This window comes from Flagellimonas sp. B-3 (genome assembly GCF_056857835.1).
In genome coordinates this window covers 260,598-274,054 of the sequence record NZ_JBSXNW010000024.1, presented here as the reverse complement: position 1 = coordinate 274,054, position 13,457 = coordinate 260,598, and the positions used below count along the sequence as shown (strand labels likewise).

Below are 13,457 nucleotides of genomic sequence, written 5' to 3'. Positions count from 1 at the left end.
AATTTAATTCAATCTTGAGAAGTGCCCAACTTTATTCCTTGGGAGTGGGCAGAATCCAATCGTTGTGGGCAAAATGTTTCCACGGAACGTTGGTCAAATCCACTTTGGGGTCGATAAACTGTTGATAAGGTCTTTGATTTACCTTGACCTTGTTTTCTACAAAAACTTGAATGTTTTGACCTTTTTTGGCGTGTTCTTTTTTAAGGTGTTGTGCAAACTGCCAAATAAAGTCGGGATAGCAAGCAACCCGTTGTTGTTGTTTTGTGGTGAGATAATCGTTAAGGTTGATTTTGATCGTGTCTTTCGTTTCTGCGTTCACTATTTTGTACGAGATGCTTCCGCTACGGCTACGCAGCATCATTCTCCAGCTTAACCGGTGGCCCTCTTCGGTCCAAAGTACATCACCCATAAAAAAATGGTGGCGCAGGGGCAAAACCAATTGAACCACAAAGTAGATGCCCAAAACCGTCAAAACCACATTTTTGGTCTTGGGGATAATGATTTTGGTCTCTGGTAGTATCTTTTTGGTTCTAAGAAAAATGTTTCTGATGGTCTGTGGTTCAAAAAAAAAGACTGTAAACGCAAGTGATAGGTAAGGAAAAATACCTATCTGAAATACAATGCTGTTGAACAAATGGAAGAAAATGGACAGTACAAAGGCAATTTTTCTGGTGGGTTTCCAAAGTAGGGCGGGTACAATCAGCAGATCAAAACAAATACCGAAGACTGCTACTATTTTGTGTACCCATTTTTGTTGGAGGAAATCGCCGATTACATAGTAGTCCTTTTTGGAGCCCATCAACACTTCGATCATGCTAAAATCCAACCAATCCGCATACAGTTTGGCCACCGATGCGTAGGTGTACACGATGAAGAGTTGCAGTATGATGGTCCATCGAACCCAGTTGTACATGGTCTGGGAACGGAGTTTTGGATGTAATTTGGCATCTAAAGATGCATCTCGGTTGGCGGGCAGAAATGCCATAATGTAGGCGAGCAACATCAGCAAATAATAGTGGTTGTTGTAGGATGTTTTCTGCATCAGATACACCCCCGACCACAATATGGCAAATGCCAATGCGCTAAAACGGTATTTGTATCCCAAGGCAATCAAAAGGCCTAAGGTGCCCATTACGGCAAAATAAATGTACATGCCGTTGCCCGGCAAGGGCTGCAACCATTCAAAACCGATAAAAGAAAAGGTAAATTTTGGTTCCACCAAAGTTCTGCGCACCCAGCCTGTGGCTATGGCACCATAACATTCCGCGCTGACCAACAATCCATAAAATACCCTGAAAACTACAAGTTGTGCGTTGTCAATCTTCCTAAATAGAAATTGGTTCAACATTTACTTGGAGATTAGGCCCAGCGAGTGATTCTTGTCCTTCTTTAATTGTTCCTTGAGCTCTTCAACGGAGTTGAACTTATGCTCGTCTCTAATGCGGTGTAATAGATCTACCTGGATTTTTTTGTCGTATAGATTTCCATCAAAGTCAAAAAAATGGACTTCTATGCTTTTTTTAGAACCATCCACGGTTGGGTTGAAGCCGATGTTCATCATCCCGAAATATTCTTTTCCATCGATGTTGCTTTTTACCACGTAGGCACCATTTTTAGGGATGAGTTTATATGCTTCGGCTATATGGAGATTGGCCGTTGGAAAACCAAAATCTTTGCCCAAACCTTTGCCTTTTTTTACCGTTCCCGTGAGCATGTAGGCATAGCTGAGGTAGTTGTTGGCGGTTTCCACATCGCCTTTCAAAAGCGCCTTTCTAATTTTTGTGGAACTTACGGAAACATCCTCAATTTCTTGGGCCGGAATCTCCTCCACTTCAAAATTAAAGGTATTGCCAAAGGAAATAAGGTCTTGGATGTTGGCATTTCGGTTGCGTCCAAACCTATGGTCGTACCCAATGATGATTCTTTTTGATTTGATATTGTTTACGAGGATATCCCTTACAAAATCTATAGCTGAGAGCCTTGAAAATTGTTTGGTAAAGGGGTGAATGATCAAATAATCCAGTCCCAAAGTTTCCAAAATCTGTTTTTTCTCTTCGAGGGTATTCAACAGTTTTATGTCCACATCTTTTTGCAGAACCATGCGCGGATGTGGGAAAAAAGTGAGCACTGTGGATTTTAGCCCTGTGTTTTTGGCATTGTTTGTGAGACGTTCCAATATCTTGCGGTGCCCAAGATGTACACCATCAAAAGTGCCGATAGTTACCACTGTATGGTGCGGAATGTGCTTAAAATCAGAAATGTTATGGATTGTTTCCAACGCAATAAAGAAATAAAAAAAGGCTTACATTTGAAATTATACTATGCCCTAACCGTGTATGAAAGCTAAATTACATTTTGTTTTTTCAATAGCCATATTTTTTAGCTGCTTTTGCATTTACGGGCAGCAAGGTTATTGGAAAAGCATTCCCAAACAGTCCAACCTGCGAAGTGCTTCCCTGACAGATATTTCAGGTGCCAAGAAGGTTTTGTCCTTGGATAGGGAAGGATTTTTCAAGGAAATGAAACCTTTTTCATCAGCAAAAACGAATCGAAAAATTGTTTATCTGCCTAACAACGATGGGGTTGTTGTTCCGTTTCATTTGAAGGAAACTTCGGTACTGCATCCTGATCTTGCCAAGAAATATCCGAATATCAAATCGTACACGGGGGTGAGCTCCGATGGTAGATACAAAGTGAAGCTAAGTAGTTCGCACAAAGGTATTCAAACTATGTTGGTGGATTTGCAGGACAACAAAACAGCTTTTATGGAGCCGGTTTCCAATAAACCTGATGCCTATGTTTTGTATGATAAAGAGGATGGTCTTTCCTCAAAAATGGATTTTATCTGCGAGACCAGCAAGGATTTGTTCGGTGTGGGAAGTAAGTCATCGGGCATTACGGCAAAGACCATTGTTCCTTTGGTGGATGATCAAGTGTTGCGTAAATACAGAATTGCAGTCTCTGCATCGGGAGAATATACCCAAGAAATGGGTGGAACTGTGGAAGATGCCTTAGCGGGAATAAACGCGACATTAACGCGGGTCAACGAAGTGTTTGAAACGGATTTGGGCGTTACTTTGGAGCTTGTTCCAAACAACGACGAAATCATTTTTACCAATGCGAATACAGATCCTTATGATAATAGTTTAAATTCGGAGGTACAGTCCACCATAACTTCCTTTATCGGAGAGGAAAATTACGATGTGGGCCATCTTTTCCACAAAGTGAACGAAGGCTTGGATAATGGAAATGCAGGATTTATTGCTTCAGTTTGTGTGGATAATAGAAAAGGAAGTGCTTTTTCATCAGCATTTAATCCTCAAGGAGATGGATACGATTTGGATTTTGTGGCCCATGAGCTCGGTCATCAATTTGGGGCCAACCATACATGGTCGTTCGAACCCGAAGGAACAGGGGTGCAAGCAGAACCTGCAAGTGGTTCCACAATAATGGGGTATGCGGGAATTGTTGAAGATAATAATGTAACATCTCAAGGAGACGATTATTTTCATTACAATAGCATTCTTCAGATAGCTACGTACCTCGCGACAACCTCATGTGCCCAAACCGAAGCACTGGTAAATTCGCCACCAGTGCTTACTTCGGTCAATGATTTTACGATTCCAAAGGGGACGGCTTTTGTTCTGGAAGGCATTGCCACCGACCCCGATGTTGGGGATGTGCTTACCTATACTTGGGAACAAATTGATGATGGTGTGGTGACAACTTCATCTTTTGGATCCACCAATCCCGGTGGCGCCAATTTTAGATCATTACCCCCCACCACGGAGCCCATTCGATATTTCCCAAGGCTATCGGAAGTGGCCCAAGGAAATTTAACGCAAACCAACCCCGCTACCGGAAGTGCATGGGAAACCGTTTCCGATATAGAACGAAACCTTAGGTTTGCCTTTACTGTTCGGGACAATGCAGCGGGAGGGGGACAGGTAGTTTCCGATGTATTGGATGTTAAGGTCATTAAGGCTGCTGGTCCTTTTTTGGTTACTTCCCAAGCAGTCAGTGAGGTTTATCAGGCAGGTTCGACCCAAGAAATTACTTGGGACGTGGCCAATACAGATGTTGCCCCCATTAATGCCCTAAATGTGGATATATTCCTCTCTTTGGATGGAGGTCTAACCTATCCCATCACCTTATTGGAAAACACCGTTAATGATGGTTCGGAAGAAGTGCTTTTGCCAGGAGATGTTACGGAAACTGCTCGATTTATGGTGAAGGCAGCCGACAATGTGTTTTTTGCCGTAAACGCCACTGACTTTACCATTGAACAATCCGAAGTGGTCCTAAATTTTGAAACGTTGGATTATGAAGTATGTCAACCGGATGATATAGTGATTCCCTTTGTGTACGAAACATACGCCGGATTCAACGAAAACGCTACATTTTCTGCAGATGTGCCGGCTGGTTTATCCGCTAATTTTTCCCCGACGGAGGCCAGTGCCGATCAAACCACTGTGGACCTGACCTTATCCAATACCAATAGTGTTGCCCCCGGGGTTTACGATATTATTGTAAATGCTACTTCCGCATCGGTGACCAAAAGCGTGGTTGTTGCCCTATCGGTACAAGATGGCACTTTTTCCGACGTAGCACTGTTGTCCCCCGCTAATGGTGAAGGTGGAGTTTCTTTGGATACAGAACTCAACTGGGAGGAAGACCCATTGTACTCAAGTTATGATGTGGAAGTGGCAACAGATGCTGGATTTGTTGATATTGTAGAGTCGGCCAACATACCCTTTACCAATTACAGGGCCACGAATCTGGAGCCGGAAACCGAGTATTTTTGGAGGGTTAGGCCAAACAACGGGTGTGGAACGGGAACTTTTGGAACCACTTTCAGTTTTGTTACTACGCAAGTGGACTGTAAAAATAGGGAACCTAACGATTTGCCGCTTGCCATTTCAGCTTCAGGAACGCCAACCGTTACCACATCGGTTCTATTTGTAGAAGATTTGCCCATTTCGGATGTGAATGTAAACTTGGAGTTGGACCATACCTATGTGGAGGATTTGGTCATTACCCTTACATCTCCAGAAGGAACTGTGGTAACGTTAATTTCGAACACTTGTGGAGAGGCGAATAACATCAACGCAGTTTTTGATGATGATGGAAGCCCTATAACATGTGGGGATAATCCTGCCATTTCTGGAACGGTAACACCGCTAGGGTCATTGGCATCATTAAAGGGAGAATCCATATTGGGTGAGTGGGTATTGGAAATACAGGATACTGCTGCAAGTGACGGGGGAAGCTTGATAGGTTTCTCTTTGGATGTTTGTATAGAAGGAAATTACCGTCCAGATGAGGACGAGGATGGTGTTTTTGATGATGGGGATGACCTTTGTTTGGGAACGCCCAAAGGTGTGGAAGTGGATACCAACGGCTGTGCCATTTATAGGTTTGCTTCGGACAATTTTGAAATCGAAATAGAAAGTGAAACGTGTAGAAGCAGCAACAATGGATCAATAACGGTAAGCCCTTTTGATACCTCCATTACCTATACTGCAGTTTTGGATGGTGCGAATGGTACGGAATCCTTTGATTTTACAAACTCCCAAACCTTTACTAATTTATCTGCAGGAGAATACTCCCTTTGCATTATGGGAACCAATGGAACGATTACCTATCAAGAAGTCTGTTTTAATGCCATGATTACCCAGCCTGATGTGTTGGATATAGATGCGGTGATAGATTCAGGTATTGTGAACGTGGATTTGAATGGGGCTTCATTTTATAATGTCGAGCTCAATGGATTGGTAACACAGACCGAAGCACCCAAAGTTCAACTTGCTTTAAAAGAAGGTGTCAATACATTAAGAGTGTATTCAAACTTGCCATGTCAGGGAGTGGTTGAAAAGACCCTGTTCTACTCTTCAAGGCCAATTATTTCACCGAACCCGGTAGATGCCGTTACAGAAGTTTATTTGGCGGGCTATGAAGGAGATGTTGGTATACAAATATTTACTGCCAATGGTAGATTGGTTCGAACCGATAACAGAAAGGTTTATGGCAATGATTTACAGTTGGATTTGTCGAACCTCCCCAAAGGAATTTATTATTTAGGTGTAGAAAAGGCGGGGGTAAAAGAAATGTTTAAACTTATAAAAAGATGATTCGGAAAATAATTGGGCTGTCCATAGTGGCTTTGTTGGTTTCTTGCGGGGGGGATGATGGTCCGCCTCCTGCTCCAAAGGGTGCAACATTGGTGTTTCCCGAAGAAAATTCTGAGTGCACCACAGGAACCGATATCAGCGAAACATCCACCCAAGTCACATTTCGGTGGATGGCGTCCGATAATACGGAAAGTTACACATTGAGCGTTGTAAATTTGGACACCAACGTCCCGCAAAATATATCTACGGCATCCACTTCAGCAAGTCTAACCATAACAAAGGGAACGCCTTACGCTTGGTCTGTAACGTCTCGGAACTCAACATCGGACCAAATAGCCTCCAGTGCAACCTGGTTGTTCTACAATGCAGGTGCACAAACTACCTATGCGCCTTTTCCTGCGCAATTGGTAAGCCCAACATCAGGCTCTACAGTGCAAAAGGATATCGCAAACGAAGTACTTTTGGAATGGTCCGGCGCAGATGTGGATAACGATGTCGAATCTTTTGAAGTGTTTTTTTCGGATACCGATCCACCCACAACATCAGTTGGGCTCACAAATGCAAGTACCATGGAAATACCTGTAGGTGTTGAATCCGGAACTGTTTATTATTGGAGGGTGGTCACAACAGATTTAGAGGGGAATAGTGCCGATTCAGGGGTGTTCGACTTTAAAGTTCTCTAAACTATTTGCCATTGAATTGGTTCATGGTGTTTTTTACACCGGCAAACACAAACGAGCGGATAAGGTCCGTGGATTTTTTAAGGCGTTCCGGCATGGCTTTTTGTTGTTCGTCGTCCCATTTGCCCAAAACATAATCAACTTGGTTGCCTTTGCTAAAATCGGAACCCACACCAAATCTAAAACGGTTGTATTTGGTAGTCTGTAGCACATTTTGAATATCTTTCAGTCCATTATGTCCACCATCACTGCCCTTGCCCTTAAGGCGAATGGAGCCAAATGGAAGGTTGATGTCATCTGTAATGACCAGAACATTGTCCAAGCTTATATTTTCCTTGTCCATCCAATATTTTACCGCTTTTCCGCTCAGGTTCATATAGGTGGATGGTTTTAGGCAAATCACACTTTTTCCCTTATGCTTAAAGGTGGCCACGTCTCCCAACTTGGCACTTTCAAAAGTAAAGCCTTCTTGCTCGGCCAAATAATCAAGAACCTTGAACCCTATGTTGTGACGGGTTTCATCATATTTGGCTCCAATATTCCCCAGGCCTACAATCAAAAATTTTTTCATAGGGTCAGTTTCTTGCAATAGTTGTTTTGATGAGCCAAAAAGCTGTTTGATAAAATTGAGCATCTACTTTTTTCCATTTGTCTAAAAATACAAAAGCATCCCAAATTTTTACCAAGGTAAAAAAGGGATGCTCTTACAAATTTTTCAAAGTGCTATTCTGCAGCTTCGGCTTCAGGAGCCTCGCCACCTTCAGTAGCTTCTCCTTCTACTCCTTCTTCATCTTCGTCTTCAAGCTCTTCATCAACAGAAGTTCTAGAAGCTTTAACCTGAACGATAGCGGTACTATCTGGGTGTAAGAATGTGTAGTCGTCGTTTAGAATGGATTCCACGGCAATGGTTTGACCGATTCTCAACTTGGAAATATCAATAGTGATAAAATCGGGAAGCAAATCGGGCAATGCTCTAATGGAGAGCTTTCGCTTTCTAAACAGCAAGCGACCACCATTTTTTACCCCAGGAGAGTTTCCTTCCAAACGTACCGGGATTCTCATGGTGATTGGTTTGTCTTCGAACAATTGATAGAAATCGATGTGAAGGATATTGTCCGTTACAGGGTGAAACTGAATGTCCTGTAGTACGGCTGCAAATTTTTCGTCCTCCAATTCAATTACTACGGTGTGCGCATTTGGGGTGTACACCAAGTCTTTGAACGCGATTTCATCTGCTGAAAAATGCACTGGTTTATCCCCTCCGTACAGCACGCAAGGGACCTTTCCAGCATTACGTAAGGCTTTGGTAGAAACCTTGCCCACGCTTTCTCTTTGGGATCCTTTGATTGTAATTGACTTCATAACTTCTATTATAATATTTAAATTAAATTCTAAAACTAACTTTTCGAGTTGCCCGTGCTGTCAGCCTGAGCACTTCGACTCCGCTCAGTATAAACTTCATCGAAGGCTACATTAAAAATTTTGAAGATATTGAGGTGTTGTGGTGAACCCGATGCATAACATCTGCAAATAGGTCGGCACAAGACAATACCTTTATTTTTTCCTTATCGTGATCAATCGGAATGGAATCGGTAACGATCAGTTCCGATAATTTTGACTCTTCTATTCTTTCGTATGCCTTGCCGGACAGTAATCCGTGTGTTGTAACGGCACGTACACTTTCAGCTCCTCTTTCCATCATCAAATCGGCGGCTTTGGTAAGTGTGCCGGCCGTATCGACCATATCATCCACCAAAACTACGTTTTTGCCCTGTACATCGCCAATAAGTTCCATGTGCGAAATTACATTGGCCTTGGCCCGTTGCTTGTAACAGATCACTACATCGCACTCCAAAGCTTTGGAATAGGCGTAAGCCCTTTTGGAACCGCCCATATCGGGAGATGCAATGCACAAATTGTCCAAATTAAGTCCCCTTAAATAGGGTAGGAACAAGGTAGAGGCAAATAAATGGTCCACTGGCTTTTCGAAGAAGCCCTGAATCTGGTCTGCATGCAAGTCCATGGTTATTATCCTTGTTGCGCCAGCGGTCTCCAACATTTTGGCGACCAACTTTGCGGCGATGGGAACGCGTGGCTTGTCCTTTCTATCTTGTCTGGCCCAACCAAAATAAGGCATAACGGCCGTAATGTGCCTGGCCGAAGCCCTTTTTGCAGCATCCAACATCAACAACATTTCCATCAAGTTTTCCGAGCTTGGATTCGTAGAACCGATGATAAAAATCCTGGCTCCCCGAATGGATTCCTCGAACGATGGCTGGAATTCACCATCGCTATACCGTGAGAATTGGACTTTTCCCAATTCTGCACCATAAGAAGCAGCGATTTTCTTGCCCAGCTCTACACTTTGGGTGCAAGCAAAAATTTTAGGTTCCGGAACTTGATAGGCCATTACAATCTCTTGTTAACTAGCGTTTTAAAGTACTTTTTTGTAAGGAGGTGCAAATTTAAGAATTAATTCGGGTTGCTAAAGGATAAATCAAAGTATTTTTTGGTGATAAATAAAAAATATTTTTTAGCTTTGCACTCGCATTTAAAAAATGTGGTACCAATGCCTTGGTGGCGGAACTGGTAGACGCGCTGGATTCAAAATCCAGTTCCTTCGGGAGTGAGGGTTCGATTCCCTCCCAAGGTACAAAAGGGATAAGCCGAGATTTACCTCTCGGCTTTTTTATTTTGGTACAACATAGGTACAACATTTTAAATTCTTCAACTTTAACATTTTGGTTGTGCTTTTTTTGTATCATTTGACCCTATTTCTTGCACTTGTTCAAGTTATACCCACCTCCATCCATGTATTTTAGAGCTTTCAGTCATTAAGACTGGGGGTGCCGACCCAACTTCAAAGAGAGCAGAAAGCTACCCTATAAAACGGCTGATAGTCAATATCGATGATGCAGCTGGAAATACTTTGCCGTAGAAAATGATTTTTATGCCCCAAAATTTTGATGATTTGATGACAGATTGATATTAGCCCAGCGTTTATAAGGGTTTAGGCTGTCATCACTTTGTCATCATACTGTCATCAAAATAAAAAATGATGACAGGGACATTGAAGAAAAAAACAAAAACGATGAAACGATGACAAAATGATGACGGAGGAACTAATAGTATTTATTGGGTCTCCCAGAGGTTTGTCATCAAATCATCAAAATTTCGTTGGAAACTGAACGCTGAGTGAAAGGAACAAATAAATCAAAAGATGAGGCATCCCTAAAGACTTGTTCTCGGCTATTTGTCCCGACCACTCTTTTGGGGAAGCCCTTGGGAAATGGAATTTGCAAAGAAAGAAGAATACTACCTACCTAGTTACCTAAAGCAGGATAAAGCCAATGGTCATGGGGCAAAACTTTAGGTAGGATATATAACTCCCATCTTACCTAAAGGTTACCTAACCTACCTAAAGGGTAAGATAGGTAAGTTGAAAAAGCATCTGACCTGGCTTTGAAACCCCCGTCATCATTGGGTTAGGTAAGAAGGTAGGAGAAATAACAAAACTTGAGACAATGAGAGAAAAAATAGAAATACCATGGACTGCGAAAAAGCCCGAAACATTGACGTCGTTTCCACGCTGGCCAAGTTGGGACACTTTCACGACCGGGAAACGGAAAAGGACTAAGGAATTACAGCAAACGTTCTTCCAAAGCATTTTTCCATTTATAGAAGCCTTTTCTATCTTCGGTATAGTCGTGAATTATCCTACTGAAATTTTCGTTTTTGGTTTCTAAAAAAGATTGGCGGCCATTATTACGGATCCAGTTCAATTTCTGGTTGATTCGTTCCAATTCTATTTTGAAAAGAGAATGTTCTTTTGGAAGATGCCACACATAGGTGGCCTCTTTGGTATTCAGTGTTTCCAGAATAATGTGATGTTTTTGTTCTCCTTCTACTAGGAAGACGAATGAAAATGGATTTAAAACAAATCTGATTTTCAGTTTTTCATACTGATGCTGTTTTGATAAATATAATAACTGCCTATAGTGGACATAATTGCTGTTTTTCAATAGGCTTTCCAACAGATTGTCAGCTGAGCCAAAGAATGATCCTATTGTTCTAGGCACCTCTTCAGTATCTTCATCCTTTCCAAGTTTTACACTCTTAATAAAATGTTGTTCAATAAACTGAAATTTTACACTATCCACTATTTCTTTATTGATACGGGCAATATCATCCGAGGTGGCCAATTGCGAAACAACCGTAGCATCATTAAATCCTATATGGATACGGACCGTAATGAATTTGGAGTTTAAAACCCTAGTGAAATATGGTTTCAATACCTCAAACTCGGGTTGCATTTCTTCATTCTCGATTTCAAATTCAAATGAAGTTCCATTTGGGGAACTATATGAAAAACTGACCATTCCGTAATGAAAATCCAAATTGTTGATAGCAACTTTAATGACCTTGTCGATATCGTTTAGTCTCGGTCTATTATCAATGTCTTCTTTTAAATCCTCAAACAGCGTTGCTTGTCGATCAAGATTTCTATAGTAGGTATTCCGTTTTAAAAAGAGCTTATCCAGATACGGGATTTGCTTATCCCGATAATCATAAATAACGGGTGTTAATTCAGAACGTTGTACCCTTCCGATATATTGGATTAGTTTGCCCTTAAAGGCAAACGGATATACCAAGAACAAGCAGGAGATGGTTTGGATATCCACCCCTTCCCCAAAAAATTGCCCGGTAGTGATAATAGCTTGAAAGTTGCCTTGTTCGATATTTTTCCATTTCATCGAACGTGAGGTTGCGTTATCATCGCCTGAAATTGGAATAATCTCAAATTGATTTTTAAGATATTGATGAAGGGTTTGAATATGCTCTTTTCGCTCCGTAATGATTACTGCCTTTCTACCCTTTTTCAAATCATTTCCAACATCGTTTAAGATGAGTTTATTCCTTTCGGAATCGTGGACCAATATTTTGGAAAGGGTTTCAAAATGGTCAGTTTTTGGGTTAAAAGGAACGTTGAGATTGGTTTCGCGAATTACAACCCTTGCTTTTTTGTAATGTTCAATTTGTTGGGGCTTTATTTCAGAAATAATGTTTCCCAAATACACAAAAATTAATTTTTCATCATTGCTTTTACGGAAGGGGGTTGCGGTTAACCCATATTGATAATACGGAGAGAGTTGATGCACGACCTCACGAAATGATTTAGCCGGAATATGATGGCATTCGTCTATGATCATGGTGCCAAAAGCAGATGCTAATTTTTGTGCATCATTTTCGTTGGATAGTTTCTTTGCCAACGTTTGGATCAATGCCACTGTTACCTTTTTGCCAATCTTCATTTTACCTTGACCAATTTTGCCGATTTCCCTTTTGGGAATTCCAAAGAAAGTTTCAATTCGATCAATCCACTGTTCGGCGATCTGTTTTCTATGAGTAAGGATTAATGCTGGTTGTTGCTTTTGTTCAATGATTTTTAGACCTATTATTGTTTTTCCCGATCCTGGTGGGGCTACAATAATTCCGAAATCTTTTTTTGTAGATGTTTCTACTGGGTGGAATTGGTGTTTTAGCAGCTGAATTGAGGACTTCAACTCAATATTGTTCAACTGTTTTCTTTGGTCTATAAATTCATAATCAATGTGCTTTTGCTTACAGAACCGAACCAAGCTCCCTATAAAACCTCTCGGGATTTCGATTGTATTTTCGGTTTCATCAATAAGTTTAAAATAGCGCTCCGTCTTCCAAGTACTTCTTCCGGTGTTCTTTTTAATCGCATAATCAGCATTAAAAAAGTTCAAACGCTCTTTTAAGAAATCAACTATTGGTGGGATTAGGCCATTTCGATTAATCACGATACTGTTTCTTAAACTAATCTTCAATTTCCCGGTATTGACATTATGGCTTTTAGAAAAAACCTTTGTGCCTACCCTTTCCTTGGATAATTCTTCTAAAACCCTATCCAAATGAATGGTCGAAACCCTTTTGATGCTTTTTAAAAATTGCCATTGATTTTGAAAGGGAGTAAAAGTCCGCAGGTCAATAAAACAGGAATTGCCCTTTTGTAAAGCTTCTCCTTGAAGCGGGAGGGCAATCAGGTTTCCAAACCCTTTTCCCGACAAATAATCTTGGTTTGGAAATAGCCTGTCGAAACTTGTGTTTTTGTCAAATTTGGAAAAAACACCTGCTTGCTCGAAAAGATTCAATAAAACCTTTCTGCTTTTTATGGCCGGGTATGGCTGTTCAAAGAATATCCATACGTGTCCACCATTTCCTGAACGCGAACGTTCCAAATATGCAGGAATCCCATTTTCCTTACAAACAGCTATAGCTTTAACGGACTGCTCTTTCCAGTCTTTTTTATCAAAATCGGCTACGATAAACCAAGAGGTGTTATCGGTCAAAAGTGGATAAACACCAATAAATTTTGCGCCTTTTATATGTTTTGTTAGTTGATGGCCATCTAATTTTAAATAGGTCTTGTCCTTATAATTGTTGAATGTTCCTCCTTTTTGTTTGTGTAGGCGGTACATGTAGGGGTCATAATGATAGGCTGGTATATAACCACTTTTATCACCCTTTTCCCATCGTATAGCAAAGACATCGTCACGCCCTTTGAAAAAGGTTTTCAGTAACTGTATTTGCTTTTCAATATTCATGAGAAGATATTTATATT

8 protein-coding genes and 1 tRNA gene are annotated in these 13,457 nt (G+C 41.2%); 3 read left to right on the top strand and 6 right to left on the bottom strand.

Features of this window, described 5'->3' with window-relative positions:
- Positions 1–31: 31 nt before the first annotated feature.
- Positions 32–1,348 carry an HTTM domain-containing protein gene (locus AC13CS_RS13685; protein ID WP_293166878.1) on the bottom strand — a complete coding sequence of 439 codons (1,317 nt, stop codon included), beginning with the start codon at positions 1,346–1,348 and terminating at the stop codon, positions 32–34.
- Positions 1,349–2,278, bottom strand: coding sequence for a bifunctional riboflavin kinase/FAD synthetase (locus AC13CS_RS13680; RefSeq protein WP_293166880.1), 930 nt, complete (start codon positions 2,276–2,278; stop codon positions 1,349–1,351). It abuts the gene before it with no gap.
- Between the two features lie 58 nt (positions 2,279–2,336).
- Here AC13CS_RS13680 and AC13CS_RS13675 point away from each other — a divergent pair, with 58 nt between their 5' ends.
- Both AC13CS_RS13675 and AC13CS_RS13670 read left to right on the top strand, forming a co-directional pair.
- Positions 2,337–6,131 carry a reprolysin-like metallopeptidase gene (locus AC13CS_RS13675; protein ID WP_293166882.1) on the top strand — a complete coding sequence of 1,265 codons (3,795 nt, stop codon included), beginning with the start codon at positions 2,337–2,339 and terminating at the stop codon, positions 6,129–6,131.
- Positions 6,128–6,814 (top strand): hypothetical protein, encoded by a 687-nt coding sequence (locus AC13CS_RS13670; RefSeq protein ID WP_293166884.1) that lies wholly within the window; start codon positions 6,128–6,130, stop codon positions 6,812–6,814. The genes AC13CS_RS13675 and AC13CS_RS13670 overlap by 4 nt, the downstream gene beginning before the upstream one ends.
- Position 6,815: 1 nt before the next feature.
- Here AC13CS_RS13670 and pth read toward each other — a convergent pair whose 3' ends face one another.
- The 3 genes from pth to AC13CS_RS13655 form a co-directional block, all read right to left on the bottom strand.
- Positions 6,816–7,445: an aminoacyl-tRNA hydrolase gene (gene pth, locus AC13CS_RS13665; protein ID WP_293166886.1), complete on the bottom strand. Its 630-nt coding sequence runs from the start codon at positions 7,443–7,445 to the stop codon at positions 6,816–6,818.
- 89 nt (positions 7,446–7,534) lie between these two features.
- Positions 7,535–8,173 carry a 50S ribosomal protein L25/general stress protein Ctc gene (locus tag AC13CS_RS13660; protein ID WP_293166888.1) on the bottom strand — a complete coding sequence of 213 codons (639 nt, stop codon included), beginning with the start codon at positions 8,171–8,173 and terminating at the stop codon, positions 7,535–7,537.
- Positions 8,174–8,279: 106 nt separating this feature from the next.
- Entirely contained in the window at positions 8,280–9,221 is a 942-nt protein-coding gene (locus AC13CS_RS13655; RefSeq protein WP_293166890.1) for a ribose-phosphate pyrophosphokinase, read from the bottom strand.
- Positions 9,222–9,382: 161 nt separating this feature from the next.
- Between AC13CS_RS13655 and AC13CS_RS13650 the strand changes: the two genes are divergently transcribed.
- Positions 9,383–9,464, top strand: a tRNA-Leu gene (locus tag AC13CS_RS13650).
- A gap of 988 nt (positions 9,465–10,452) precedes the next feature.
- Here the strand turns inward: AC13CS_RS13650 and AC13CS_RS13645 are convergent.
- The gene (locus AC13CS_RS13645; protein ID WP_474505482.1) at positions 10,453–13,440 is read right to left on the bottom strand and encodes a TOTE conflict system archaeo-eukaryotic primase domain-containing protein; all 2,988 of its coding nucleotides are present in this window, start codon (positions 13,438–13,440) and stop codon (positions 10,453–10,455) included.
- Positions 13,441–13,457: the final 17 nt, after the last annotated feature.